The sequence below is a fragment of the Promicromonospora sp. NPDC060204 genome (assembly GCF_042728455.1).
GTDB lineage: Bacteria > Actinomycetota > Actinomycetes > Actinomycetales > Cellulomonadaceae > Promicromonospora.
On the sequence record NZ_JBHWZO010000003.1, the window covers coordinates 1 to 25350 of the forward strand.

Sequence of the window (25350 nt, forward strand, 5' to 3'; positions counted from 1 at the left end):
GAAACCCGGGCCTCAAAGGGGATGTTCAGCAGGGAGCCCTGCCGACGGTCTAGGCCAGGACCAGCTCCAGCGTCCGTGGTCCGCGCGGCTTGCCGTCCAGAAGGTTCGCCTCGATGAGCGTCTGGTCCTTGCCCGAGCCGATCTCGGTGAGCACCACGGATCCCACCAGCTCCTGGGCGGCCTTGAGCACGTCCTCGCTGGTCCGGGCCTCGTGCTCGCGGCGCAGCAGGTGCCCGGCCAGCACCCCGCGCGTGTGCTTGGCGTTGTGCGACACGACGGTCCGCTTCCCGTCGGTCTCGCGCAGCACGCGCACCTCGACCCACTCGGCGGACGGCGTGCCGTCGGCGGCGGGCGTCGTCCGCGGCTTCCAGGCCGCGACGTAGGTAGCGGACCGGCAGTCCACGACGACGTCGCCCGCGGCCCGCGCGTCGAGCACCTCGGCCAGGGCGGGCTTCCAGAACGTGGCGAGCCGGCCGGCGTCGGGCAGGCCGACGCCCATGCCGAGCCGGTAGGCGGGGATGCGGTCGCCGGGGGCGACCACGCCCCACAGCCCCGAGAAGGTGAGGACGCTCGCCTCGGCGCGCCGCGCGGCGGCGTCGGGCAGGGCGGCGAGGCCGGCCGCCGCGTACAGGACGCCCGTGTAGACCTCGGCCGCGGGGGCCGCCGGCGCCGCGTGGAGGGTGATGTTGCGCGCCACCTCCTCGGTGAGCCCGTCGCTCACCCCGAGCGCCGCCGTCGCGTCGGGCCGCGCGCTGACCCGCGCGAGCTCGGCGAGCACCTGCTCGCGCCGGGCGGTGAGCTCCGGGTGGGCCAGCGTGGTGAGGTCGAGGGGAGCGGTGCCGTCGGGCGCGGGCGTCTTGCCCTCGGAGGGCGGGAGGAGCAGGAGCACCCGCCTAGCCTAAGTGTCCTGGGCGGGGCCACTAGGGTGGGCGGCCATGGCGCAGGTCAAGGTGTACGGGAACCGGTCGGTCTGGGGCGGACGACGCTCGGAGGTCTCCGACGCGCTCCACGAGGTGCTCGTGCGCACCTGGCAGCTCCCGCCGGAGAAGCGGTTCCACCGCTTCCTCCTGCTGGACGACGGCGACCTGGTCGCTCCGCGCTCGGACGCCTACCTGGTCGTGGAGATCGTCTGCTTCACCGGCCGCAGCCGTGAGGCCAAACGCGCGCTGATCGCCGCCCTGTACGACGACGTCGCGCCGCGCCTCGGGCTGACGGCGGACGACCTGGAGGTCGTGATCCTGGAGAGCCCGCGCGAGAACTGGGGGATCCGCGGGGTGTCGGGGGACGAGCTGACGCTCGGGTACCGCGTGGACGTGTGAACCGGCGTCCGGCAGGTACTCTTCTACCTGCGGACGAGTCGGTCGGGCGGTCGCGTCGGGCACCTTCGGGTGCCCGCCGAGGAACGTCCGGGCTCCACAGGGCAAGGTGGTGGTTAACAGCCACCCGGGGTGACCCGCGGGACAGTGCCACAGAAAACAGACCGCCCTCGGTCTTCGGACCGGGGGTAAGGGTGAAACGGTGGTGTAAGAGACCACCAGCGCCGCCGGTGACGGCGGCGGCTAGGTAAACCCCACCTGGAGCAAGGTCAGACAGGCTGTGTTTGAGGGCTGCCCGCCCGATTCTCTTCTGGAGAAGCACAGTCGGGTAGACCGCTCGAGCCCTGCGGCAACGCAGGGCCTAGATGGATGACCGTCGCCCGCGCGGGGGCAACCGCGCGCGGGAACAGAACCCGGCGTACAGACCGGCTCGTCCGCTTTTAAGGCCCTGACCTGCATCGGAGCATCAGTCCTCAAGAACCACGTCGACCTGGTCCTCTGTGTTGCCCCGATGGACCTGGAGCGTCCGCCAGTGTTCGGCGTGCTCCTTGAACGTGAACTTGCCGGCGTCCGGGTCGACGGGTCGGAGTCGCTACCTCGCGTCGGCAAGGGTGATCCGGCGCCGCAGGGCCTGGGCTAGTGGTGCTTCCCACACGTCGGTGCCCTCCGTCGGATCGGGACCGTCGTGCGGAAGCCGGGCCATCGTCTGCTTGGTGACGCGGATAGCCTCCCGGTCGCGCCGGGCGATGCGCCGGGCCAGGCGCTTGGCCTCGGCCCACACGTTCTCGGTCGGGACGACGGATTGCACGAGCCCGCCCTCCAGCGCCTCCTGGGCGTTGATGGCATCGCCGAGCAGCAGCATCGCGCGGGTCCGGCCGGAACCGATCTCGGCGACCAGGCGGTCCAGCACCTCGCTCGGACCCACCGGGATGCTGACGACCGTCTCGGGCGCGCGGAACCGTGCGTCCTCGGCGGCCACGCGCAGGTCGCTCGCGACCGCCAGCCCGAGCCCTGTTCCGGCGACGTTGCCGTGCAGCGCCGCGACTGTCACCGCCGGGCAGGTGCGCCAGGCGCGCAGCACCTCGTCGCTGAGCTCGACGAGGTTCCGGTAGCCGTCGGGGTCGTTGGTGGCGAGCTGGCCGAGCTCGTCCAGGTCGCCGCCTATGCAGAAGTGGCGCCCTTCGGCGCGCAGCACGACGGCGGCGACGTCGTCGGGCAGCGTCGTGAGCACGTCGCCCAGGGCGGTCAGCGTCGCTCGGTCGAGCCGGTTGTCGCCGTGGGGTCGCGTGAGGGTCACCACCAGCACGGCGTCCTCGCGGTTGACCACGACGGGTCCGGCGGCGGACGCGCTCTCACCAGCGGCCACCGCCGCACCAGCACCCGCGGTCGCGGCTGGACGGGGTCGCCGCCGTACCGGCACCGAACGTGTTCCGCGGAAGGCGAGGGTCTCGTCGTAGCCCACTGGCCCGGCGAACTCGAGATCGAACCGCTGCAGCACCTCGGGGAACAGCGTCGTCGCTTCCAGACGGGCCAGCGGCGCGCCTAGGCAGTAGTGCATGCCCACGCCGAAGGCGAGGTTGCGGCGGGGTGGGCGCGAGAGGTTCAGGTCGTGCGGCGAGTCGTAGGCGTCGGGGTCGTGGTTGGCCGCGGCGACCACGGCGTGCACGATCTGCCCGGCTGTCACCGGGATGCCGCCCGGCAGCTCCGTGTCCTGCGCCGCGTACCGGGTCATGAGCTGTACGGGCGATACGAAGCGGACCAGCTCCTCGACGGCGCCGTGCACGGCTTCCGGGTGCTCGAGCATCCACGTGGCCTGGTCGGGCCGGCGCAGGAGCTGCACCACGCCGTCGGACAGCAGGGACGTCGTCGTCTCGAGGCCCGCCTCGATCATGACGTTGAGCTGGGAGCCGGCCACCGCGCGCACCGCGGGGTCGGTCTCTGTGTCGAGCCACTCTCCCAGCGGGGAGTCCTCCGGGAGCCGGGGTCTGGGCTGGGCTACGAGCTGTTCCCAGTACGCGTTCCACAGCTTGCCCGCGCGGTCGGCCTGCGCCATCCGCGCCTTGCTCGGCGCGAGGTCGTGCACGTTCGAGAGCTTGCGGCTCATCTCGCACAGCAGCGGGATGTCCTCGCGCGGCAGCCCGAGAACGATGCAGAGCACCGCCATGGGCAGCCGGTCGCCGACCAGGGCTCCGAAGTCCGCCTCGCCGTCGGCGCGCAGCACCGCATCGAACCGGTCGAGGTACTCGTGGACGGTCTGGACGATCTGCGGTGTGAGGTCAGCGACCGACTGCGGCGAGACGAACGAGCCAAGGCTGCGGCGCAGCCCGGCGTGCCCGGGCGGGTTGGTGCCGAGCGCGGAGTCGTGCAGGAACTTCAGGCCCGGGTGCCGCACCCACGTCGGCTGGCGCGCGGTGCGCCAGGCGGCGTCCACGGTGCGCCAGCCGGATCCGCTGAGCACCTCGTGGCTCGCGCCGTGCGAGGTGACCATCCAGGCTCCCCACGGCATGCGTACCGCCGGGCCCATGGCCCGCAGCTCGTCGTAGACGGCGTGGGGGTCGGCGCGCCCTTCGGGCGTGCTCAGGTGCCGGATCAGCTTGGTCACGCGGCGGCGGGCATCGCGGTCCGAACTGGCTGCGACGGCGTCTGTCGTCTTCCGGGATCTACCGCTGTGGTCAGGCACTGGGGGCTCCTTCTTCAGCCAAGACACCATCTCGTCTGCCGACGGACAACGTTAAACATAACGTGCATACCGGGCAGAACATACGGCCCTTGCGGGTCGCCGTGTGACTATTGCGTAAAGAAGTGACTATGAGGCAGCCATGTGACGGTGTGCGTAGTCTTGTGCGCCGTTGGCGCAACCTGGCAGCCTCGGCAACCGCCTGCCACGCCGACCCCGGTGTCGAAGGCCCCCCTCTCGGTTCGCCACGAACGACACCGTCATTGCCGGGTCGGTCGGCGGAGAGGTGCGACGCCTCGGGGAGGCTGCGGTGGACGAGGTCGAGTCCTGGGTGCGCACCCGGAGACCCTCGCCGTCACGGCCTGAGTCCCCCAGCCTGGCGCACGAAGACTTGCGTGAACGGCAAGGCGCACCTCGATGCCGTCTGACGCTCCAGGGGCAGGTCAGACGCGGGCAGGCGTGCGGGCGGCCTGGCGCTCGGGAGTGAACGTCACCGGCAGCGTGGACGGGTAGCGGGACCACGGCGATGGCGCCCACTTCACCACCGGGTCGGTGAGTCTCAGGTCGAGCCGCTCCATGAGGCTCTCCACCGCGATCTTGACCACGAGCCGCCCGGGGCGCTTGGCGGGGCACGCGTGCGGCCCGACGCCGAAGGACAGGTGCGACCGGTTGCCCGCCTCGAAGAGGTCGTCGCTGGTGCGTACCCGCGGGTCGTTGTTCGCGGCGGCCACGCCCATCACTATCGCGTCACCGGCGCGGATCTGGGCGGTGCCGAGGGTGCAGTCGGTCACGGCGTACCGGGCGGGCAGGTTCGCCACGGGCGGCTCGCTCCACAGCGTCTCGTCCATCGCGTCGTCCAGGCCGCGGCGCACGCCGGTGACGCGACCGGTGTACCGGGGGTCGGTGAGCATGCGGCGAAGTGTGGCCGCGATCCAGGTCACGAGCATCTCGTTGGCCGCGCAGATCGCGATCACCATGGAGTGCACGATCTCGGTGTCGTCCTCGAAATTCGGGTGCTTGATGAAGCTGGTGGTCAGGTTCGGGCCTGGCTCCGCCCGGGTCGCGATGACGTGGTCCATCACGATCTGGTCCATCCGGACCAGGGCTGACACGGGATCGCCGCCGTGCCCGAAGATCTCGCTCGCGCAGCGCAACAGGTCGACCCCCTGCCGCTCGTCGAAGCCGAACATGCCCGACACCGCCAGGAACGACACCGCCGCCGCATACTCGCCCATCAGGTCCGCACTGCCCTTGGCGGCGAACGAGTCGATGAGCCGGGCGCAGACGACGCGCACGAGCGCTGCCGTCCGGACCTCGTCCATGTCGGCGAACGCCTCGTCCACCGGGAGCCGCAGCCGCCGGTGCTCCGCGCCGTCCGCGAAGTACAGGTTCCGCCGTCCGGTCGGGGACAGGATGGCGTGCAGGGTCGACTGCGGTGGTAGCTGCTCTCTCCAGTGCCGTGGATTCCGGGCGAAGACGCTCTCGGTGCGCATCACCTCCATGACCTCGGCGTGCCCCAGCACGAGCCAGCCCGGTACTCCTGGCTCCAGGTCCACGGGGGCCACCGGCCCCCACTGGTCCTGCAGCTTGCGTAGTGCCGCAGTCATGTCCTCTGCACCGGTCAGGTCCACCAGCGCGACCCGGCCCCCGCTCGGCTGCGGTTCCAGGTCAGGCATGCCTCTCCACCCGTCGACATCCATCTAAATTATCCATCGAAATATGGGGCGACCTGCGTAGACGCCCGATGAGGCGTTTCTATCACGGGCAGCAGAGAACACGAAACACGCGGCGTTCTTCCCCACGGCGGCCAGGTCCGGGCTCATCGCCGTCGCGAACGCCAGCACCTGGAACGCCTCTCGCGAGACCCCGCTCTGTTCATGACCGCTCAGGGCCAGCTCGACCCCATCCTGTGGTGACCTGCGGTCCGCTCCGGTAGAACGATCGCTATGAGCTGGGTGGCGAACGTCATGATCTCGGTCGATGTGGACGACACCGAGAACGCGGAGGCGCTGAGCGAGTGGCTTCGGACGGAGGCTCCCCTCCGGTCGAGTCCTGAGCGTGGCGGAGTGGGGTACCTGAGGTTGCTCACAAGCACGGAGGACAACCAATGGGGCGGGTGGAAGGCGCCCGAGTGCGAGATGTGGGCAGGAGCCTTGAACCATGCTGACCTTGATGCTGTCCGGCAGCGCTTCTTCGAGATGCCGTGGCGCGAGGCGAACGCGGCGCAACTGTTCGTGATGGACCAGGAAGAGGGCTTCTTCCGGCTGTGGATGATCCGCGGCGACGAGCTTCGGCAGTTCGCGCCGCTCGTACCGAGCGAGGACGACGAGGTCTTCTATCGGGAGTGAAAGCCCATGCGACGTCACCTCCACCAACGCGCCCCGGACCCGGCGGAACCGCGAATTTCCAACGATCTCGCGGTGCCCAACCCACTTGTCGGACACCGCGAGACATACCAGCACACCATCCGGGAGAACCCGGCGTACAGACCGGCTCGTTCGCTTTTAGAGCCTTGGCCTGGGCATTCAGGCTGCCACAGTGTGCGCAGTCCGCAGAGAGTCCGCAGAAACTGCGCCGAGAACACTGTCCACAGCGTCGCGGGTCCGGTCGTCGTCGTCCGGCCACAGGTGCGAGTAGGTGTCCACTCGGCCGCGAGCTGTGGGATGGACACCCATCGATGTTTCTCGTCGCGGCGGGCCTGGATTGCGGTGTGCCGGTGGTTCTGGTTGCGGCGTCGCGCAGCGGGGCGTGACGTCGGTGGCGCATAGTCTTCGAAAGGGCGGACTGGGAATCCGTCTAGGGTTTACCGTGAGCTGAGATTCTGGCACGTCCAGGTTCTTGGGTGGTGTCCGATTCGCTTGGAGTTGGTTCGCTTGGAGAGGAAGCGCTATGGCTATTGAGGCGCGGCTGGTGGACGAGCGTGACACGCAATGGGAGGCAGATGTCCAGGACTATCGCGTCTTCATCGTCCACGATACCCAGGGCTGGGATGTGTATGACATCGACAACCAGACCCATTCGGATGTTCTGGCCTGGGCGCAAGAGCAGGTCGCGCAACGACCGGGCGCACGCTATGCGCTTGCGATCCGAATCACGAACGATCTAGGCCTCGGACTTCTCTGGCTGACACCTGACCCCGACGATTTGCCGGCAGCGGCCTAGGTGGGCGAGCCCCCACCTAGGCGCTCCGGTTTATCCGACGTTATACCACCGCACATTGGAGGTCGAACTACCGACCTTCTGGCCGGTCGGGGAAATGATGGTGATCGTGCTCGTCTCCTGGAAATGACCCTTGCCCGTCGCGCCCACTCGACCGTTGCGTGGTGTGTAGAACGGGGCCCTGAGCGTGACGCCGTTCACCGGCACGGTTCGCGTCTCGGAGCTGGACTTGGCCTGGACCCAGTGGATGTTGCTCGTGTCCCCGGCCTTGGAGGCGTAGTCGTAGAACAGCCCGCCTTTGACACGAACTGTCACCGTGGGAGGAAACGAGCCAGTGCCCGAGCACTTCACTGTGGACTTGAAGATCACGTACCTTTTCCCGGCGCCACTTGAAGGGTGCGGGTCATGAGCCTTGATGATGCACGTGACAGTGAACCGCGCGGCCTGCAATGTAGTGCTGGTCTGACTCACGAGGTCTGTGCCAGGCGTGGATGCCGTGGCCTCGGGCTGTCCCATCAGCTCCGGTGAGTTGAACAGTTCAAGTTCGGTGAACTCGGACCTGACCGAAGCCGGGGATGAGTCCGAGGGCTCCGCGCTTGCTCCAGTCGGGATGGTGACGAGGGTCCCTCCTGCAATACAGGCGGCCAGCAATGACATCCGGAACTTGCGGCTCATGCCGTTTCCTTTCCACAATCCTCCCACCCGTGTGAATGCATATTCTTTCGAGATTCCTCACAGGGTGACCCTCTTTTCGAGTGGCAAGATCATGTTCCGCACGAATTCCTTGTCCAGCAACCGGAGACCTTTGGCGGTGGGCTTGGTCTTCTGCCCAGCTCTTGCCATCCCAGAACTGGCCTTTGCAGCTCTGACAACGGTCGGCGCGGCTAGTGGCAGCGGGTGGACGAGCTATACCAAGGCGTGCTCCAAGAGCAACTGCCAGTGAGTTGCTGCATGACCCGGACGGGCAGGTCGCTGTGGTGCTGCTCAGCAACTACGCGGTTCCACGTGGGGTGCTTGAGGAAGCCAGGTCGGTGCGACGCGAGAGGGCACAGTGGGTGGCCGACCACCCGAACCCATAGCAGGACAACCGTCAGGAGAACCCGGCGTACGCACCGGCTCGTCCGCCCATGATTCTCCGGCCCGGGCATCCAAACCGCGGTCGCTCCGCGATCCGGTAGCTATGCGTTGAGCCGATCCGCTTCGGCCAGCAGCAGCTCTCCGAACGGCTGAAAGCCGATGCTGCAGGCGTAGACGCCGCTGAAGACACGGTGGGTGGTTCCCCATTCCCAGATGGCGGTGGCATCCACGCCTGTGCGCGATGCCAGTCGCTCGGTCCGCGCCCGAAGGTCGTCGCCGAGGTCCGGGTTGCAGCGCACGATGGTGCCGAGATCGCACGCCGGTTCGGCCCGCAGCCCGGCTGGATCGATGAGCTTGTAGCTGCCGTCACTCGCCTGCAGGGCGTTCAGCTCGTGGATGTCGCCGTGGACCAGAACCGCGGACTGATCGTCGTGAGCTAGGCGACGACGGTTCATGCATTCCAGCGCGTCCGCCACGGTGGCCGGCGAACACGGCCGGTCCGCCTGCTCCCAGAGTCCTGGTAGCCGGTGGGCGTACTGCTCAGCCAGATTCGCGCCGGTTGGAAGATCGATCTCGGGGCCGATCGGACGCCACAGGCGAACCGCCACATCGCACAGCAAGCTGTGGCGGCTGACAGGGTCGGCCACGATGTCGTACATCGGAGCCCCGAGGCGCTCCAGCAGAAGGGCTTGCCGATCCACGTCTTCGCTCAACAGCTTGGCGCATCCCTCGCCGTCCGCCAGGCTCAGCAGCGTGGCCTCCGGCCCGATGTCCCGACCCGGCACGCCGATCTTGAGGACCGCCGGAGTTCCGTCGACCAGCGTGGCCTCGACGACTAGGGCGACGTGACCGCCCGCGAGGCTGGACCCGATCGTCAGCGACCACTCCTGGGCCAGTGAGTTGACCATGCCCGGCAGTTCGTCCAGCCAGGACTCGTTCCCGCCGGTTATGACCGTCTTGCGGACCTGTTCGGGAACGTCGAGGATCACACCGCCAGGCTAGACCGCACTGTCACCGTGGATCGGTCTCAAGGCCCAGGACGACGCCGTACCACGCGAGGGTCAGGCGGTATTCCTGGTCATCACGATGCGTACCGGACACCATGTGCCTATGCAGACCGTGCGGCGGTTCCTCGTCCTGACTCCGGTGGCGCTCGGCGTTACCACGGTGGCGTACCTGGTCTATTTCGTGGTCGGCGGCGGCGGTAGTCGCATCTTGTCGGGAGTCGGGTCAGCCCTTCTGGTGGCGCTCGTAGGGGCGGCCGTTCCGCTCGCGGCGGTCCTCATCGCCGTTGGCCTCCTCCGTCCGCTGGGTGTCCGTAATGTCTGGGCCGCACTTGGCCTGGCCCTCGCGCTGGTCGTCGTCGTCCTGGGGATCAACTACGCCGGCATCGGGGACGACGAGTGGGCAATGCTCGTCCTCAAGGTGGCTGCCGTCGTGCAGGTCCCCACCTGGCTGATATTTGCCACCGGGCTCCTGGTCGGTGATCTGCGGAACCGGGGAGCGCGAAGCTCCACCGCTCAGGTTTCAGAGAGGCGTGCTTCGCCACGCGACTAGCAAAGTGCGCTCAGCTCGTCGAGGGCACGATGGCCGCGCTCGACCACCCCCGGAACGGCATCGTGGCGCCCGAGGCGGACGGGGATCTCGAGCATGTCGCGACTGCTCGGGCGTCTCGTTGGGATCCGCTCCGGCCGTCACCCCAGGGCCGGCGAGGGCGCGAACTCGCGCAGCTCCTCCCGGCCGCCCCGCACGACGAGGCACGAGGACTCCGGCACCTCCCGCCACGCCCCGTGCAGGTCCCCCAGCGGTTCGGACACCACGAGCCGTGCGTCGTCGGAGAGCTCGTGGAGCACGGGGTTGTCCGGGTACTGGTGACGGAGCGTGGAGACGTCGGTGCTGTGGAACAGCGACCGGGACTTGCCCACGCTGGAGTAGCGGAACGCCCAGGTGGTATCCCCGTCGGTGGTGGCCACCGTCATCTGGATCGGGTGCTCGACGCCGTGGCGTCGTCCCGTCTCCTCGATGAGGCCGACCGCTCGGGCCACAGCTCCGGATGGGTCTTCCTCGAGCCCGAAGGTCAGGGCCAGGTAGAAGAAGACCTCGGAGTCCGTCGATCCCTCGATCCCCGGGTAGAGGGCAGGGTCGACGGCCATCGCCAGGTCGCGCTTCACCGCCGCGAAGTCCGCGATGGACCCGTTGTGCATCCAGAGCCAGCGGTGATGACGGAACGGATGGCAGTTGGACTGCTGCACGTCCGTGCCGGTCGAGGCGCGGATGTGGGCGAAGACCCGCCCAGCGGCAGCGTGGGCCGAGATCTCCTGCAGGTTGCGGTCGTTCCAGGCCGGCTCGGTGCTGTGGTAGACACCGGGTTCCTCCAGGGCGCCGTACCAGCCGACGCCGAAACCGTCACCGTTGATGGTCTCCGCGCCCAGCCGTGAGTGCCTGCTCTGCACCACCAGTGAGTTCTCGGGCTTGTAGAGCAGGTCCTCCAGGAGCACTGGCGAACCTGAATACGCGAGCCAACGACACATCTTTGACCTCACTCTCGACGCCAGGATGCGTCGGGAACGGGCCCCGCGCGTCGTCCGAATCGGGTGAGGTCGGGCTCAGCGCCTCGTCTCGTACCGGTTCATGACCACACCGCCGGGGAACGTCCGTGTCTCCACCGGGTTCAGCTTCACCCAGCCGTCCAGGGCGGCGAAGAACGGTCTGCCGCCACCCAGGAGGATCGGATGGGTGACGACCGCGTACTCGTCGATCAGCCCGGCCCGCATGGCGGCCCCGGCGATCGCCGCGCCACCGACCCGCATCGGCCCGCCGTCCTCGGCCTTGAGCCGCGTGATCTCCGCGATGGCGTCGCCGTCGAACAGGCGGGCGTTCCAGTCGACCGTGTCGATCGTCGACGAGAACACCACCTTGGGCGTGTCCCGCCAGTTCCGCGCGAACTGGATCTGCGCCGGGGTGGCGTCCGGCTGCTGGTCGCCCGTCGGCCAGTAGGAGCTCATGATCTCCCACAGCTTGCGCCCGTACAGGAACAGCTCGATCGCCACCTCCTCGTCGAGCCACCACTGGAACAGCTCGTCGTTAGGTTCGCTCCAGCCGATGTTGTCGCCGGGCGCGGCGATATAGCCGTCCAGGCTCACGTTCATCCCGTAGCGCAGTTTCCGCATGGTTCTCGCCTTTCCGTCGGTCGGTCTCCAGACAGAGACCGGGACGACGCGGGAAACTCATCGGTGCCGCTGGTGCCGGCCGAGCCGATCAGGCGCGCTTGGAAACGGCGTCGTTCGCGCGCTGCCACATCTCGTAGTTCCCGCACTCCGCGGTGATATCGGCCGTCGCCTGAGCCGCGGCGAAGAAATCGTCGGCCAGAGGCGAGGTGCGCGACGCCGCCATGGCGAGGTAGATCTGCTCGGGCGCGAGATCCGGGACGGGCACGTAGCTGATGTCCGGACGTGAGTAGAACACCGTCTCCGAACGCCCCGCGAACGAGATACCCCGGCCGGCCGCGACGTGCTCGAGCTTCTCCTCCACCCCGCGCACCCGGAGCCCGGAGTCGGGGTGGGGGCGCCTGGTGGGCTGCGTGCTCGGGTCGGCGTGCCAGACCAGCGGCTCGCCGGCCAGGTCGGCCTCGGTGACCTCTTCCTTGCCGGCCAACCGGTGTCCGGCGGGCAGCACCACCATGAGCGGCTCGGTGTAGAGCGGCGTCAGGCGCAGGCCGGTCTCGTCGATGGGCAGCCGCACGTAGCCGACGTCGACGCGGCCGTCGAGCAGCATCGGGGCCTGGTCGTCCCACTCCAGGCGCTGCACGTCCACGACCACATCCGGGTGCCGCGTCTCGAACTCCCGCGCCGCCGGGATGACCGGGATGCCGGCCCGGAAGCCGACCACCAAACGCTTGCTGCCGTGGGCGGCGGCGGAAACCCGGTGCCGGACGGCGTGCGCGGAGGCGAGCAGCGGACCGGCGTCGTCCAGCAGCTGTCGACCCGCGTCGGTCAGCGCTGCGCCGTGGCTGTTCCTCGTGAACAACGTGGCGCCGAGCTCGTGTTCGAGCGCGCGGATCTGCCGGCTGAGCACCGGCTGCGCGATGTGCAGATCCTCGGCGGCGCGGCCGAAGTGCAGCCTGTCGGCGACGGCGACGAAGTAGCGCAGCTTGCGCAGGTCCAGATCCATGGAACCTCCCGGTCCGGCAATGCCCCCAAGGTATCACCACGGCGGAAAAGGGTCTTGGACACACAGTTCACGCCAATGGCATCGTTCATTTGGGCCCGAGCTGAGCGGTTTAAAGAATTCGGTACAGAAATTCCGCGTCGGGTTTTTATCGCAATACCCATCAATGCAACGGAGTGATCGTGGGAAAGCTCGATGGCAAGGTAGCGGTGATCACCGGCGGTTCTACCGGAATGGCCCTGGCGGGCGCCAGGCTGTTCGTGGAGGAGGGGGCGTACGTCTTCATCCAGGCCCGGCGGCAGGAGGCACTGGACGACGCCGTGAAGCTGATCGGCCGCAACGTCACCGCCGTCCAGGGTGACGCGGCCGAGCTGGACGACCTGGACCGCCTGTACGACACCGTTAAGCGGGAGAAGGGCTCGATCGACGTGCTGTGGGCCAGCGCCGGGATGGGCGAACCCGCCGCCCTCGGCGAGATCACGGAGGAACAGTTCCACCGCGCCTTCTCGCTCAACGCGCGCGGCACCCTGTTCACGGTGCAGAAGGCGCTGCCGCTGCTCAACGACAACGGCTCGATCCTCATGACCGGGTCCAACGCCTCCCTCGGCGCCTTCCCCGGCTGGAGCCTCTACGCGGGGAGCAAGGCCGTCCAGCAGGCCTGGGCCCGCGTCTGGCTCAACGAGCTGCGCGACCGCAAGATCCGGGTCAACGTCCTGACCCCCGGCCAGGTCGCCACGGCCAAGCAGGAAGAGCTGTTCGACGAGGAGACCAAGGCCGCCTTCGAGGCCCTCATCCCGCGCGGAGCGATGGGCCGCCCCGACGAGATCGCCGCCGTCGCCCTGTTCCTCGCCTCCGACGACTCCAGCTACGTCAACGGCCTGGAGCTGGTCGCCGACGGTGGCACCACCGCCATCTGAACCCTGAACCACGACCAGAACCAGCATCAGGAAGAGAGAGCACACCTCATGAGCAGCATCACCCTCATCGGCACGGGGAACATGGCCCGCGCCATCGGCACGCTCGCGGTGGCGGGCGGCAACACCGTCGAGGTCATGGGACGTGACCAGTCCAAGGCCGATGCCCTGGCCAGGGCACTGGGCGGCGGCACGACGGCGGGCACGTGGGGTGCCGTCCCGGCCGGGGACATCGTCATCACGGCCCTGTTGTACGACGGCGTCGTCCCGGTCGTCACCGAGTACGGGGACGCCCTGGCGGGCAAGGTCATCGTCGACATCAGCAACCCCTTCAACGCCACGTTCGACGGACTCGCCCACGGCGAGGAGACCTCGGTCGCGCAGGAGGTCGCCAAGGTGGCCCCGGCCGGCGCCAGTGTCGTGAAGGCCTTCAACACGATCTTCCGCAATGTCCTGGAGCAGGGCCGGCCCGGCGTCTTCATCGCCGGCGACGACGCACAGGCAAAGACGGCCGTGGGGGCATTCATCGAGAGCCTCGGGCTTCGCCCGCTGGACGCCGGCGGTCTGAAGATGGCGCACTGGCTGGAAGGAATGGGCCTGGTCACGGTGAGCCTCGCCGGAAACGGCGTCGGCCACTGGGACTTCGCCCTCGGCGTCGACGAATTCACCGGCTGAGCGCGCCCGCCCGCACAGCTCACCCGATAGCCCACCCGCACACCCACCCGCACATTCACAAGGAGCAGCAGCTTGCGCGTCTTCGTCGCCGGCGGGACCGGCCACTCCGGTTCGTACATCATTCCCGAGCTCGTCTCTGCCGGGCACGAGGTCACCGGCCTGGCCCGGTCGGACACCGCCGCCGCGGCCCTGTCCGCCCTCGGCGCCAAGGTGCGTCGCGGCGACCTTCAAGACCTCGACGGGCTCAAGGAGGCGGCCGCGGACTCCGACGGCGTCATCCACGTCGCGCACCGGCAGGACCTGCTGCCGTCCGGCGGGATCGACGCCGTGACCGCCGCGGAGCTCCCCGTCGTGCACGCGTACGGCGAGGCACTCGCCGGAACCGGAAAGCCGCTGGTCGCGGCGGGGAGCATCGGTTCGCCCGGGAACGGGCGAAGCCTGAGCCGGCCGGCCACCGAGGCCGACCCGGCCCTTCCTGTCGGCGACGAGCACCGGGGCACCCTGCGGGCTCGCAACGTCGTGGAGGCGGCCGTGGTCGGACTCGCCGAGCGGGGAGTGCGGTCCTCGGTCGTGCGAATCGCCAACATCGCGCACAGCACGACGGACCGAGCCGGCTTCCTCCCGATGCTGATCGCGCTCGCGCAGGAGAAGGGCTTCGCCGGCTACCCCGGTGACGGCGCGAACCTGTGGAACGCCGTGCACGCCCGCGATGCCGCCTCCTTGTTCCGCCTGGCGCTGGAGAAGGGCCCGGCCGGCAGGTACTGGCACGCGGTCGGGGACGGGGGCATCCCGGTCCGCGAGCTCGCCGAGGCCATCGGCAGCCGACTGGGCCTGCCAGCAGTGAGCGTGCCCCTGGACGAGCTCATGCTGCCGGCGCACTTCGGGTTCCTCGCGAACGTGGTCACGCAGAGCTACCCGGCGTCCAACGTCATCAGCCGCGAGACCCTCGGCTGGGAACCCGCTCAGCCCGGCCTGCTCGCCGACCTGGACAACGGCCACTACTTCCCCGCCGGTTGACGGCCGGGACCCCGGATCCCGGCAGGGACCGGATCACCAGGCGTCTCCCGTTCCTAGACTGTCCGCCATGACACCACCGTCGCAGATCCAGGAGCGGGAGCACGCGGCGCTCGTCGCCGACCTCCGCACGCTGAGGCCGGAGCAGTGGCGCTCGCCGACGCTGTGCGGCGACTGGGACGTCGAGGACGTCGTCGCGCACCTGGGTGCCGCATCAAGGCTGACGTTCTGGGGCTGGCTGCGCAGCATCGCCGGCGCCCGTTTCGACGCGGACGTGCACAACCAGCGGCAGCTGGAGGAGTTCCGCGGGGACTCGTCCGCGCAGACGCTGGAGCGCTACGCCGCCGTCGGGCCCATCGCGCTGCCCCGCAGGGAGAGCGTGGCCGGGCTGGGCGAGCTGATCGTGCACGCCGAGGACATCCGCCGGCCCCTGGGGCTGAAGCACGAGCCGGACGCCGAGGGCCTGCTCCTGGTCGCGCGGTTCTTCGCGGCCAAGGACTTCGCCGTGAACAGCAGGTCGCTGGTCAAGGGGCTCCGGCTGACGGCCACGGACGCGGAGTTCCGGACCGGCGACGGGCCTGCTGCCACGGGGCCAGTGCTCTCCCTGGTCATGGCGATGGCGGGACGGCGCGAGGCGCTGGCGGACCTGGAGGGCGACGGCGTGCCGGTGCTGAGCCGACGGCTGGGGGCGTGACGACCGGACGGTCGTATGTGGCGCGTCCCGGACCATGCGAGCAGGCCAGTACACGGCTGGCTCGTCCGCTGCTAGAGCCGTACTTCCGTCGATTTCCCGGCGGCTCGGTGGCACGCTTCACCCCATGAGCGACGAGACGATCGACGAGACGGGCGGCGCCGCGAAGGCCGCCCCCACGGAGCAGGTTGTGCACAGCTCGGCCAGCTCGCTCACGATCGGGCTCTGTCTGATCCTCGGGGGCGGGGTCATCTTCTTCCTGGCCCGCCTGTTCGTCGTTGGGCCCACCGGGGGTGGATCCATGATTCTGATGTTCCTCGGGGGTACGGCGATCGTCTTCGGCGTCGTCCAGCTCGTCATCGGCGTCTACCAGCTCGCCGACAATGTCGACCGGACGGCGAAGGCCGTGCTCAACGGGCAACGGCGCTAGCTCGACTCCCAGACCACGAGGTCGAACGCGACGGTCTCGGCGTCGGCGTTGACCGCCGCGATGTGCGCGTACGCGGTGCGCCGCTCGTTGGTCTGCACGCAGAGGTGCATCCCCTCGGCCACCGCGTCCGTGGCGATGGTCTGCTGCCAAGTCGTCTGCGCCTCGCAGTCCGCCCGGCTGGGCGCGCCGCTCATGATCGTGAGGCGCGCGCCCTCGACGCCGGCGTCGCCGTAGCAGAGGTCCTGGGGGACCGACGCGGCGCCCCAGTTGGCCGACGTGGTGTCCAGGTCGAGGCAGGTGTGGAGCATCACCTGGACAGGGGCGTTCGTCTCGCGCCTGATCCCTGAGACGACGGCGGAAGCACCGCCACCGGTCTCGTCCGGCGCAGCGCCGGCATCAGTCCCGGTGTCGGTCCCGTCATCAGCTCCGGCACCGTCGTCCGCGCTCGCCTGATCACGCAGCCGCTGGTTCTCCTCGCGCAGCTCCTGGTTCTGCGCCTCGAGGTCGTCGAGCTCGGCCTGCCGGCTGTCGTTCTGCTCGCGCAGGGCGGTGGCCTCGTCGTCGAGCAGGCCGTTGGCCGCCTCCAGGTCCTTGATCCTGGCCTCCAGCACCCGGACCTGCTCCCCGGGGTCCGACGCGCCCGGGGTGAACAAGTTCTCGCCCCAGGCCGTCGCGACGCCGCCGAGCACCGCGGCGACGACCGCCGCGACGACGGCGACCGAGTGCTGGCCGAACCAGCCCGCCCGGCGGCTCGGCGGACTCTCCCGGGTGTCCACCATCGTGAGGATACGGGCATATGCCGCGAAAGCGAGAGCTGGTCGAGAGGGCACAGGGCACCGGCGCTCCGCCCCCTCGCGGCTAACCTGGCGGGGTGCTGATCGAGCGAGTGAGCGTCCGGCCCGCCCTGGTCGACGACGGCGTCTGGCCGTGGACCGTACCCGCCGTCGCCGAGCTCGCCGCGCGTGGCGTGCGGCTGACCAGCAGCATCGTGGTCCTGATGGGAGCGAACGGGTCCGGCAAGTCCACCGTGCTCGAAGCGATCGCGGAGCAGTACGGGATCGACGTGCGGGGTGGCCACGGCGGTCGCAAGTACGCGAGCGAGCTCGACACGAGCCCGCTGGGCGAGGCACTCGTCCTGGACCGGACGATCGCCGGGTCGCGGATGCTCCGGCAGAAGGCGAAGGGGTTCTACCTGCGTGCCGAGACGGCCGCGGGAATGCTGGAGTTCATGACGGGGGCCGGCGTGAGCGGTTACGGCGACCGGCTGTCGACGGAGGTCAGCCACGGCGAGTCCTACCTCCAGGCCATCTCGGGCCGGTTCAGCGGCCCCGGCCTCTACCTCCTGGACGAGGCCGAGGGGCCGCTGTCGTTCGAGTCCACCTTGCAGCTCCTGTACCGGCTGCAGGACCTGGTGGCCGACCACGCCGCCCAGGTGATCTACGCGACGCACTCACCGCTCGTGGCGGCGCTCCCCGGGGCGCAGATCCTGGAGATGACCGAGCACGGCATCGCCGAGCGCACCTGGTCCGAGCTGGAGTCGGTCGCCCTCTGGAAGAGATTCCTGGGCCGCCCGGACACGTTCTTCGACGCCGTCTGACCGGCCTCCCGGTCAGAGCTCCGTCGTCAGGAACAGCGAGTCACCGTGCACGGCGTCCTTCTCCACGCGGCCGGACTCCACGAACCCGACCTTCGCCAGCACCCGCAGCGACGCGACATTCCAGTCCCGCACCGTGGCCCACAGCCGCCGGTAGCCCGACTCCCGTGCCCAGTCGAGCACCGCCCCCGCGGCCTCGGTCGCGTAGCCCTGGCCCCAGGCGCGGCGCAGCAGCTCGTACGCCAGCTCCGGCTCGTCCTCCTGCCCGTGCTTGTTTGCGATCAGCCCGCAGTAGCCGACGACGTCCCCGGTCGCCTTGACCTCCAGCGCCGGCAGCCCGAGGGAGCCGGGCGGGGCGCCGTCGCGGATCCAGTCCTCGACGTCCTCGACGGTGGGGTGGCCGTCGGCGCGGATCCGCCGGTGCGGCGGCACCCGCGGGTCGCGCTCGGTCCACATCTCGTGCTGGACGGCGGCCTCGGACACGCGCCACGGCCGCAGCAGCAGGCGGTCGGTCTCCAGCACGAACATGCGCTCGACCCTATCCGGCAGACCGGGTATGGGCCGGTTCGCACGACACCGCGGGCATGCGTCCTGAGCGCGCGTCGTCTCCCGGACACACCAGCACGAGCGACGCCCCGCGTGGCAGCATGCGGACCATGAAGCTGCACGAACGCATCGAGGGCCGGCTGCGCGAGTTCGTCGACCGGCAGCCCATGTTCTTCGTGGCGACGGCGCCCCTGGCCGCCGACGGCCACGTCAACCTCTCGCCCCGCGGCGTCCCCGGCACCTTCGGCGTGCTCGACGACCACACGTTCGCCTGGCTCGACGCCACCGGCAGCGGCAGCGAGACCATCGCGCACCTGCGCGAGAACGGCCGGATCACCATCATGTTCTGCGCGTTCGACGGCCCGCCGAACATCGTCCGCCTGCACGGCACCGGCCGCGTCGTGACCCGGTACGACGACGGGTACGCGGCGCTCGCGGCCCGTTTCACCGACGTGCCGGGCGCCCGCGCGGTCGTCGTCGTCGACGTCGACCGCGTCTCCGACAGCTGCGGCTGGGGCGTGCCGCTCATGGCGTACGAGGGCGAGCGCGACCTGATGGGCCCCTACTTCGAGCGCAAGGGCGAGGCCGGACAGCAGGAGTACCGGCGCACCAAGAACCTGACGAGCATCGACGGCCTGCGCGCCTTCGACGACGACCCCGCCCCAGCGCGTCAGTAGCCCGTACCGGTCTTCGCCTGCATCCGTTCGATCGGGTGCGCGCCGCCCTTGAGGTCGAGGGTCGTGCAGGCGTCCTCGATGTCTTGGGTCAGCCGGTCCACCTGGGCTCGGCTCATCGTCTCCTTGACCAAGGCGCGGAGGATCTTCACGTCCTGCGCGTCGGGCGGGAGCGTGTACGCCGGCACCATCCAGCCGCGCTCCGCCGAGAGCTGCCAAGCGATGTCCGACTCGTCGTACCCCACGTGGTCGCCCGCCAGCCGGAAGGCGACCAGCGGCAGCTGCTCGGCGTCCTCGCCGATCACCTCGAACCGCCCCGTCTTGCGCAGGTTGGCGGCCAGCACGCGGGCGTTCTCCTGCATCTGCCTCATCACGTACGTGTAGCCCTCACGACCGAGCCGCACGAAGTTGTAGTACTGGGCCAGGACCATCGCCGCGCCGGTCGAGAAGTTGAGCGTGAAGGTCGCGTCCGTCTTGCCGAGGTAGTTCTCGTAGAACACGAGGTCCTTCGCGAGGTCCGACGTCTCGCGGAAGACCAGCCAGCCGATCCCGGGGTAGACCAGGCCGTACTTGTGGCCGGACACGTTGATGGACCGGACCTGCTCCAGCCGGAAGTCCCACTCCGAGTCGGGGTAGAGGAAGGGCCAGACGAAGCCGCCGCTGGCGCCGTCGACGTGCAGCGGGATGTCGAGCCCGCGCTCCGCCCGGACGTCCAGGAGCAGCCGGTTGATACCGACGATGTCGTCCATGTGCCCCGTGAAGGTGGTGCCGAGCACCGCGGCCACGCCGATCGTGTTCTCGTCGAGGTACGGGGACACGTCGTCGGGCCCGATCGTGTACTTGTCCTTCGCCAGCGGGATGATCCGCGGCTCGACGTCGAAGTACCGGCAGAACTTCTCCCAGACCACGTGCACGTCGCCGCCGAAGACCAGGTTGGGGCGGTCGACCGGCTGCCCGGCCGCCTCCCGGCGCTCCTTCCACTTCCACTTCAGCGAGAGTGCGCCGAGCATGATCGCCTCCGACGACCCCTGGGTGCGGCACCCGGTGGTCTCCCCGGGGGCGTGGAAGAGGTCGGCGAGCATCCGCACGCACCGCTGCTCGATCTCCGCGGAGATCGGGTACTCCGCGTGGTCGATGAAGTTGCGGTGCAGGTTCTCGGCGATGATCCGCTGCGCCTCGGGCTCCATCCACGTCGTCACGAACGTCGCCAGGTTGCGCATCGGGTCACCCTCGAGCGCGAGGTCCTCGCCGAGCATCCGCATGGTGTCGGTGGGACTCATCCCCGTGGCCGGGAACACCGTGGAAGGCACCTCTTCGGTGAGGAACCTGTTGCCGTAGAGCGCCGTCGTACGCTCGTCGCGCGTGGCCATGTTTTCGAGTGAAGCACGGCGCCCTGGCACCGGCGACCCGGGGCCGGGCGAACTTCGCCCGGCGCTCGCGGGGTCGGTTCGCACGGTCCGTTCGCGCTGTCAGTCGGCGGCGTCAGCGGTCCGGGCGTTCCGCGAGCTGCAGCGCCCCGCCGACGACGAAGCAGACCGCCCCCACGAACGTCCCCCAGTTGACCAGGCCGAGGTCGACCACGGTCGACGTCGCCGGGCGCGTGAACGCCGCGAGCCCGGCGAGGAAGAAGAACACCGAGCCGAGCTGGTTGACCGCCACCACCCACCAGCCGAGCTCGCGGGGCCGCAGCCCGATGTGGCCGTGGCAGACCTCGACCAGGGCGAGGTGCCCCGAGACGAGGAAGCAGATGCAGCCGACGATGTCCGGGAACCAGATCCAGCCGTTGGACTGCCGCGCCGTGAGGTCGGACGCGAACGCGGCCACCAGGCTGACCCCGAAGAACAGGGTCCCGGCGAACAGCACCGCCGCGCTGAGCCAGCCGATCTGTCGTGGCCACCACGCCCACCACCGCCACGTGGTGGTGCGCAGCGTGCCCTGCTCGTCGATGTCGGTCGGCGCGTTCGACGCCTGCACCACCGAGGCGTAGCCGCCGGCGCTGAAGAAGACCCCGCCGACGAGGTAGACCATGTCGACGCCGCGCACGCTCCCGACGCCGAGCTGGGCCAGGAGGGGGCCGAGGGCGAACAGGGACCCGCCGATCATGAAGGCGATGCCCGCCGCGAGGTTCACCCGGGCCAGCCGGGTCGCGGTCGCGGGCTCGGCGCCGACGACGCGGGTCACGCTCCCGTCGGCGTCCCGGATCTCGACCCGGCCGCGGCGGCGGGCGGCCCGTGACGCCCAGCGGACCGACGAGCCGTCGCCGAGGTGCCAGGTCATCCGGGTGACGAACCCGCCCGAACGCTCGACCCGGCCCAGCGCCCACCGCGCCGGACGGGCGATGCGCAGGCCGTGCGGCGCGTCGTCAGCCACCTTCCGAAATTAGCACCGGCCAGGAGAAGGCACGCGGGGCAGCGGGCGCAGGCCCGGCCGCTACGCTCCGCGACATGGCCACCCCGTACGCGAGCCCCGAGTCCACGAGCCTGGACGACGCCGGCGTCGCGACCGCCGCGGCCCGGGCCGGCGCGCACGTGGTGCGCTCCCTGTACGGCCGGCGCCTCGCCCGGGTCGACAAGGGCGGCGGCGACTTCGCCACGGCCGCCGACGTCGAGGCCGAGCGGGCGATCCTCGACGTCCTGCGGGTCGTCCGGCCCGACGACGCGGTGCTCGGCGAGGAGAGCGGACAGCACGGCGCTGCTGGGTCCGCGCGCAGGTGGCTGGTCGATCCGCTGTGCGGCACGCTGAACTACGCCGCCGGCGGCATGCTGGTGGCGGTGAACGTGGCGCTGCATGACGGGTCGCTGCATGACGGGGCGCTGGGCGACGGGGCGCTGGGCGACGGAGCCGCGGCCGTCGCCGACCCCTTCAGCGGCGAGGTGTTCGTCACCGACGGCGAGACCGCCTGGGCGCTACGGGACGACGTCGTTGAACCGCTGGTGCCGACGTCGGCCACCCGGCTGGTGGACGTCAACCTTGATCCGCCCTTCCCGAGCGCGCCCGGCTTCCGCGCCGTCGACCTGCTGGCCCATCCCGGCTTCGTGGAACGGTTCCGGCCGCGCGTCGTGTCCACGACCCTCGCGCTGACCTGGGTCGCCGCGGGCAAGCGCGCCGCGTACGTCACCGACGGCGCCGACCTCGCCGGGTCCGTGCACTTCGCGGCCGGCATCGCGCTGTGCCGGGTCGCCGGCTGCGTGGTCACCGGCATCGACGGCGAGCCCGTCGGCCCCGCGAGCCGCGGGCTGGTCGCGGCCGCCGACGCCGGGACGCACCGGCTGCTGATGTCGATGATCCGCGGCGAGGCCTGAGCCGGCTCTGCCGGATGCCTGGGTGCCGGGACGCCGCCGGACGCCGGATGGCGGCTCGACCCGCCCGGTCGGGGAGAATGCGCCCATGCGACTTCTGCTGCTGCGCCACGGACAGACCCCCTCGAACGTGGAAGGCCTGCTCGACACGGCACACCCCGGACCGGGCCTGACCCGGCTCGGCGAGCGGCAGGCGGCCGCGGTCCCCGAGGCGCTGCGCGACCGCCAGATCGACGCGATCGCCGTCTCCTCGCTGGTGCGGACGTCGCTCACGGCGGCGCCGATCGCCCAGGACCGCGGCATCGAGCCGCAGGTGCTGGACGGCCTGCGCGAGATCGACGCCGGCGAGCTGGAGATGGCCGGCGCGCACGAGGCGCACCTGCGCTACCTCGACACGGTCTTCGGCTGGGCGCGCGGCGACATCGGCCGCGCGATGCCCGGCGGCCCGGACGGCGTCGCCTTCCTCAGCCGGTACGACGACGCCGTCTCGCAGCTCGCCGCCCAGGGGCTCGAGAGCGTCCTCGTGGTCTCGCACGGCGCCGCGATCCGCGCGTGGGCGGCGGCGCGCGCGACGGACGTCGACGTCGACCACGCCGAGCGGACGCCCCTGGCCAACACCGGCATGGTGGAGCTCGAGGGCGATCCGGTCGGCGGCTGGCGGGTGACGTCCTGGAACGCAGAGCCCGTGGGCGGGGCCGAGCTGGCGCCGCTGGTGGGGGACGACCCGACGGGGGAGCCCGTCGAGCCCTGACCCGCGCCGCCGGCCCCCACCGGCTCACGTCGTCCCGACGTCGTACCGGGCGCCGGTGGAGACGGCCCGGAGCTTGTCCGGGTTGGCCACGTTGTGGATGGCTGTGATGCGGCCCTCGGCGTCGAAGTCGAACGTGACCGTGGAGATGACCCGGCCCGCGCCGCTGAACAGCATGCCCGGCCCGCCGTTGATCTCGACGAGCTCGGCCCGCATGTCGGCGGGGTCGATGCCCTGGTAGGTGACCGTCCCCATCGCGGCGAACCAGCCGGCCACCGTGTCCGCGCCCACCACGGGCCGCAGCGCCTGGCGGACCTTGCCGCCGCCGTCGGTCCACAGGGTGACGTCGGGGGACAGGAGCTCCAGCAGCGCGTTGAGGTCGCCGCCGGTCGTGGCCGCGAAGAACCGCTCGGTCACCTCCCGCTGCCGGGTCCGGTCCGTGCTGTACCGCGGACGCCGGGCCTGCACGTGCTCGCGGGCGCGGTGCGCCGCCTGCCGCACCGCAGGCTCGGTGCGCTCCGTGGCCTCGGCGATCTCGGCGTGGCTGAAGCCGAAGACCTCCTTGAGCACGAACACAGCGCGTTCGAGCGGGCTCAGCGACTCAAGCACGACGAGCATCGCCATCGAGACGGACTCGGCGCTCACGGCGGCGTCCGCGGCGTCCCCGCCGGTCAGGATCGGCTCCGGCAGCCACGGGCCCACGTAGGTCTCGCGCTTGTGCCGGGTGGAGCGCAGCCGCTCCAGCGCCAGGTTGGAGACGATCCGCGTCAGGTAGGCCTTGGGGTCGGCCACCTGGGACCGGTCCGCGGAGGACCACCTGATCCACGCGTCCTGGACCGCGTCCTCGGCGTCGGCGGCGCTGCCCAGCAGGCGGTAGGCCACGGAGAACAGCAGCCGGCGGTGGTCGTGGAAGACCTGCTGCGCGGGTCCGGCGTCCTGCCCGGGTGCGACGTCGTTCACCGCGCCACCTCCCGGGTGAAGCGCCCGCCGGTGGGCCAGAACGCGCCGGAGGCTGGAACCTTCTTCATGCGGCCGTAGGTCGGCCAGGGTGATGCGGTCACCGTCTCCTTGTACCGCATCGCCGTCCGTCCGGTCAGGCTGATCCGGCGCGGGCTGTCGTCCGGGTGCGTGAACTGGACCACGGCGTCGGCCCGGCCCAGGCTCACCGGCGTGTGGTAGTAGCCGAAGCGGAACGGCTTGGGCTCCTTGCCGCGCAGCACCCGGTCGATCGAGAGCGCGGCGTGCACGCCGGTCGGCATGCCGCCCTGGCAGGTGCCGTGCATGACGCCGTAGCCCTGGCGGATCGCGGCCGCGTCCCCGATCGCCCAGACGTCCGGGTGCGACACCGAGCGCAGCGCCGCGTCGGTGACGATCCGCCCGCGGTCGTCGACCTCCAGGCCCGCGACGGCGGCCAGCGGGGACACCCGCGCGCCGCCCGTCCAGAGCACGACGTCGGCGGCGACGCGCTCACCATCGGCCAGCTCCACGGCGTCCGGCCGCACCCGCACCACGTCGGCTCCGGCGCGGACCGTGACGCCCAGCCGGTCGAGGGCGCCCCGCAGGTACGTCCGTGCCCTCGTGTTCATCGTGGCACCGGGTTCGGTGCGGCCCACCAGGACGACGTCGAGGTCCGGCCGCTGCTCGGCGAGCTCCGCGGCCGACTCGACCCCCGTGAGCCCGGTGCCCACGACCACGACGGTGCCACCGCGGAGCTGTCCCAGCCGGTCGGCCAGCAGCTCGGCGTCCTGCGCGCCGCTCAGGGTGAAGGCGTGGTCGTCGGCGCCCGGCACACGCGCCGTGTCGGCCGCGCTGCCCAGCCCGTACACGAGGGTGTCGTAGGACAGCACCCGGTCGTCGTCGATCCGCACCGTCCGCGCGTCGGCGTCGACCGCCGTCACCCAGCCGCGGACGAACCGCGCGCCCGTGCCGTCGAGCATCTCCGGGATGCTCAGCTCCGCGACCTGCTGCCCGGTCGCCGTCATGTGCAGCCGGAGCCGCTCGGTGAACCGCTCCTGGGCGTTGACGACGGTCACCTGCACCGCACCGCCACGCCGGGTCCGGGCCGCGAGCTGCACGGCCGCCGCCATGCCCGCGTACCCGGCTCCCAGGATCACCACACGGTGGGCGGTGGTGGCAGTGGTTGCGGCGGTGTTGGCGGTGGCTGCGGGGGTGGGGGTGGTGCCGGCGGCGTCGGTTCGCTGTGCGCTCATGGTTCCTGCTCCTTCGGTCGTTCTCGTTCGATGGTGTTGCCCGGTAGATGGAGGCAGGACGCCCGTCCGTGACATCCGGCCGGTGTGACGCGCGACACAGCTCGACAGGGCGCGACCCAGGCCGACATGAGTTCAGCGTTCCGTGAATACACGATTCCG

General features: G+C 70.4%; 27 protein-coding genes and 1 other RNA gene. 14 read left to right on the forward strand and 14 right to left on the reverse strand.

Annotated elements, in window-relative coordinates:
* Window positions 1–49: 49 nt before the first annotated feature.
* Window positions 50–889: a YaaA family protein gene (locus ACFWEJ_RS00620; RefSeq protein ID WP_377227263.1), complete on the reverse strand. Its 840-nt coding sequence runs from the start codon at window positions 887–889 to the stop codon at window positions 50–52.
* 46 nt (window positions 890–935) lie between these two features.
* Here ACFWEJ_RS00620 and ACFWEJ_RS00625 point away from each other — a divergent pair, with 46 nt between their 5' ends.
* Together ACFWEJ_RS00625 and rnpB are read left to right on the forward strand one after the other, a co-directional pair.
* Window positions 936–1319 (forward strand): tautomerase family protein, encoded by a 384-nt coding sequence (locus ACFWEJ_RS00625; RefSeq protein ID WP_377227264.1) that lies wholly within the window; start codon window positions 936–938, stop codon window positions 1317–1319.
* 34 nt (window positions 1320–1353) lie between these two features.
* Window positions 1354–1753: RNase P RNA component class A (gene rnpB / locus ACFWEJ_RS00630), an RNA gene on the forward strand.
* Between the two features lie 155 nt (window positions 1754–1908).
* Here the strand turns inward: rnpB and ACFWEJ_RS00635 are convergent.
* Together ACFWEJ_RS00635 and ACFWEJ_RS00640 are read right to left on the reverse strand one after the other, a co-directional pair.
* Window positions 1909–3918 carry a cytochrome P450 gene (locus ACFWEJ_RS00635; protein ID WP_377227265.1) on the reverse strand — a complete coding sequence of 670 codons (2010 nt, stop codon included), beginning with the start codon at window positions 3916–3918 and terminating at the stop codon, window positions 1909–1911.
* 518 nt (window positions 3919–4436) lie between these two features.
* Window positions 4437–5669 (reverse strand): cytochrome P450, encoded by a 1233-nt coding sequence (locus ACFWEJ_RS00640; RefSeq protein WP_377227266.1) that lies wholly within the window; start codon window positions 5667–5669, stop codon window positions 4437–4439.
* A gap of 270 nt (window positions 5670–5939) precedes the next feature.
* Here ACFWEJ_RS00640 and ACFWEJ_RS00645 point away from each other — a divergent pair, with 270 nt between their 5' ends.
* Window positions 5940–6341 (forward strand): squamosa promoter-binding protein 15, encoded by a 402-nt coding sequence (locus ACFWEJ_RS00645; RefSeq protein WP_377227267.1) that lies wholly within the window; start codon window positions 5940–5942, stop codon window positions 6339–6341.
* A 541-nt stretch (window positions 6342–6882) separates the two neighbouring features.
* Window positions 6883–7155, forward strand: a complete 273-nt coding sequence (locus ACFWEJ_RS00650) for a hypothetical protein (protein ID WP_377227268.1) — start codon at window positions 6883–6885, stop codon at window positions 7153–7155.
* Between the two features lie 30 nt (window positions 7156–7185).
* On the opposite strand, the gene ACFWEJ_RS00655 is transcribed toward ACFWEJ_RS00650, so the two are convergent.
* The gene (locus tag ACFWEJ_RS00655) at window positions 7186–7827 is read right to left on the reverse strand and encodes a hypothetical protein (RefSeq protein ID WP_377227269.1); all 642 of its coding nucleotides are present in this window, start codon (window positions 7825–7827) and stop codon (window positions 7186–7188) included.
* 503 nt (window positions 7828–8330) lie between these two features.
* Complete coding sequence (locus tag ACFWEJ_RS00660; RefSeq protein WP_377227270.1) at window positions 8331–9218, reverse strand: aminoglycoside phosphotransferase family protein; 888 nt, start codon at window positions 9216–9218, stop codon at window positions 8331–8333.
* A gap of 121 nt (window positions 9219–9339) precedes the next feature.
* Between ACFWEJ_RS00660 and ACFWEJ_RS00665 the strand changes: the two genes are divergently transcribed.
* Complete coding sequence (locus tag ACFWEJ_RS00665) at window positions 9340–9786, forward strand: hypothetical protein (protein ID WP_377227271.1); 447 nt, start codon at window positions 9340–9342, stop codon at window positions 9784–9786.
* A 137-nt stretch (window positions 9787–9923) separates the two neighbouring features.
* Here the strand turns inward: ACFWEJ_RS00665 and ACFWEJ_RS00670 are convergent, their stop codons facing one another.
* From ACFWEJ_RS00670 to ACFWEJ_RS00680, 3 genes are all read right to left on the reverse strand, one after another.
* The gene (locus ACFWEJ_RS00670; protein ID WP_377227272.1) at window positions 9924–10760 is read right to left on the reverse strand and encodes a class II glutamine amidotransferase; all 837 of its coding nucleotides are present in this window, start codon (window positions 10758–10760) and stop codon (window positions 9924–9926) included.
* Window positions 10761–10835: 75 nt separating this feature from the next.
* On the reverse strand, window positions 10836–11399 hold the full coding sequence (locus ACFWEJ_RS00675; RefSeq protein ID WP_377227273.1) for a dihydrofolate reductase family protein: 564 nt from the start codon (window positions 11397–11399) through the stop codon (window positions 10836–10838).
* A gap of 88 nt (window positions 11400–11487) precedes the next feature.
* Window positions 11488–12399 (reverse strand): LysR family transcriptional regulator, encoded by a 912-nt coding sequence (locus tag ACFWEJ_RS00680; RefSeq protein ID WP_377227274.1) that lies wholly within the window; start codon window positions 12397–12399, stop codon window positions 11488–11490.
* Between the two features lie 179 nt (window positions 12400–12578).
* Between ACFWEJ_RS00680 and ACFWEJ_RS00685 the strand changes: the two genes are divergently transcribed.
* The 5 genes from ACFWEJ_RS00685 to ACFWEJ_RS00705 all read left to right on the forward strand — a co-directional run bounded on the left by ACFWEJ_RS00685 (window position 12579) and on the right by ACFWEJ_RS00705 (window position 16120).
* Entirely contained in the window at window positions 12579–13313 is a 735-nt protein-coding gene (locus ACFWEJ_RS00685) for an SDR family NAD(P)-dependent oxidoreductase (protein WP_377227275.1), read from the forward strand.
* A 48-nt stretch (window positions 13314–13361) separates the two neighbouring features.
* Entirely contained in the window at window positions 13362–13985 is a 624-nt protein-coding gene (locus ACFWEJ_RS00690; protein WP_377227276.1) for an NADPH-dependent F420 reductase, read from the forward strand.
* A gap of 72 nt (window positions 13986–14057) precedes the next feature.
* Window positions 14058–15002, forward strand: coding sequence for an SDR family oxidoreductase (locus tag ACFWEJ_RS00695; RefSeq protein WP_377227277.1), 945 nt, complete (start codon window positions 14058–14060; stop codon window positions 15000–15002).
* 67 nt (window positions 15003–15069) lie between these two features.
* A complete protein-coding gene (locus tag ACFWEJ_RS00700) occupies window positions 15070–15693 on the forward strand; it encodes a maleylpyruvate isomerase family mycothiol-dependent enzyme (RefSeq protein WP_377227278.1) in 624 nt (207 codons plus the stop codon).
* Window positions 15694–15817: 124 nt separating this feature from the next.
* On the forward strand, window positions 15818–16120 hold the full coding sequence (locus ACFWEJ_RS00705) for a hypothetical protein (protein WP_377227279.1): 303 nt from the start codon (window positions 15818–15820) through the stop codon (window positions 16118–16120).
* Here ACFWEJ_RS00705 and ACFWEJ_RS00710 read toward each other — a convergent pair.
* Complete coding sequence (locus ACFWEJ_RS00710) at window positions 16117–16896, reverse strand: hypothetical protein (RefSeq protein ID WP_377227280.1); 780 nt, start codon at window positions 16894–16896, stop codon at window positions 16117–16119. The genes ACFWEJ_RS00705 and ACFWEJ_RS00710 overlap by 4 nt on opposite strands.
* A gap of 95 nt (window positions 16897–16991) precedes the next feature.
* On the opposite strand from ACFWEJ_RS00710, the gene ACFWEJ_RS00715 reads away from it, so the two are divergent.
* The gene (locus tag ACFWEJ_RS00715) at window positions 16992–17717 is read left to right on the forward strand and encodes an AAA family ATPase (protein ID WP_377227281.1); all 726 of its coding nucleotides are present in this window, start codon (window positions 16992–16994) and stop codon (window positions 17715–17717) included.
* Window positions 17718–17729: 12 nt separating this feature from the next.
* Here the strand turns inward: ACFWEJ_RS00715 and ACFWEJ_RS00720 are convergent, their stop codons facing one another.
* Window positions 17730–18242, reverse strand: a complete 513-nt coding sequence (locus ACFWEJ_RS00720; protein WP_377227282.1) for a GNAT family N-acetyltransferase — start codon at window positions 18240–18242, stop codon at window positions 17730–17732.
* 128 nt (window positions 18243–18370) lie between these two features.
* On the opposite strand from ACFWEJ_RS00720, the gene ACFWEJ_RS00725 reads away from it, so the two are divergent.
* A complete protein-coding gene (locus ACFWEJ_RS00725) occupies window positions 18371–18937 on the forward strand; it encodes a pyridoxamine 5'-phosphate oxidase family protein (RefSeq protein WP_377227283.1) in 567 nt (188 codons plus the stop codon).
* Here the strand turns inward: ACFWEJ_RS00725 and ACFWEJ_RS00730 are convergent.
* Complete coding sequence (locus ACFWEJ_RS00730) at window positions 18931–20304, reverse strand: glutamate decarboxylase (protein WP_377227284.1); 1374 nt, start codon at window positions 20302–20304, stop codon at window positions 18931–18933. The two genes, ACFWEJ_RS00725 and ACFWEJ_RS00730, sit on opposite strands and share 7 nt — an antisense overlap.
* A gap of 112 nt (window positions 20305–20416) precedes the next feature.
* Window positions 20417–21304, reverse strand: coding sequence for a hypothetical protein (locus ACFWEJ_RS00735; protein WP_377227285.1), 888 nt, complete (start codon window positions 21302–21304; stop codon window positions 20417–20419).
* Between the two features lie 74 nt (window positions 21305–21378).
* Between ACFWEJ_RS00735 and ACFWEJ_RS00740 the strand changes: the two genes are divergently transcribed.
* Both ACFWEJ_RS00740 and ACFWEJ_RS00745 read left to right on the forward strand, forming a co-directional pair.
* Entirely contained in the window at window positions 21379–22236 is an 858-nt protein-coding gene (locus ACFWEJ_RS00740; RefSeq protein WP_377227286.1) for an inositol monophosphatase family protein, read from the forward strand.
* An 85-nt stretch (window positions 22237–22321) separates the two neighbouring features.
* Window positions 22322–22984, forward strand: a complete 663-nt coding sequence (locus tag ACFWEJ_RS00745) for a histidine phosphatase family protein (protein ID WP_377227287.1) — start codon at window positions 22322–22324, stop codon at window positions 22982–22984.
* A gap of 24 nt (window positions 22985–23008) precedes the next feature.
* Here ACFWEJ_RS00745 and ACFWEJ_RS00750 read toward each other — a convergent pair whose 3' ends face one another.
* The gene (locus ACFWEJ_RS00750) at window positions 23009–23941 is read right to left on the reverse strand and encodes an RNA polymerase sigma-70 factor (protein WP_377227288.1); all 933 of its coding nucleotides are present in this window, start codon (window positions 23939–23941) and stop codon (window positions 23009–23011) included.
* Window positions 23938–25191: an NAD(P)/FAD-dependent oxidoreductase gene (locus ACFWEJ_RS00755; protein WP_377227289.1), complete on the reverse strand. Its 1254-nt coding sequence runs from the start codon at window positions 25189–25191 to the stop codon at window positions 23938–23940. Before ACFWEJ_RS00755 ends, ACFWEJ_RS00750 begins: the two co-directional genes overlap by 4 nt.
* Between the last annotated feature and the right edge of the window lie 159 nt (window positions 25192–25350).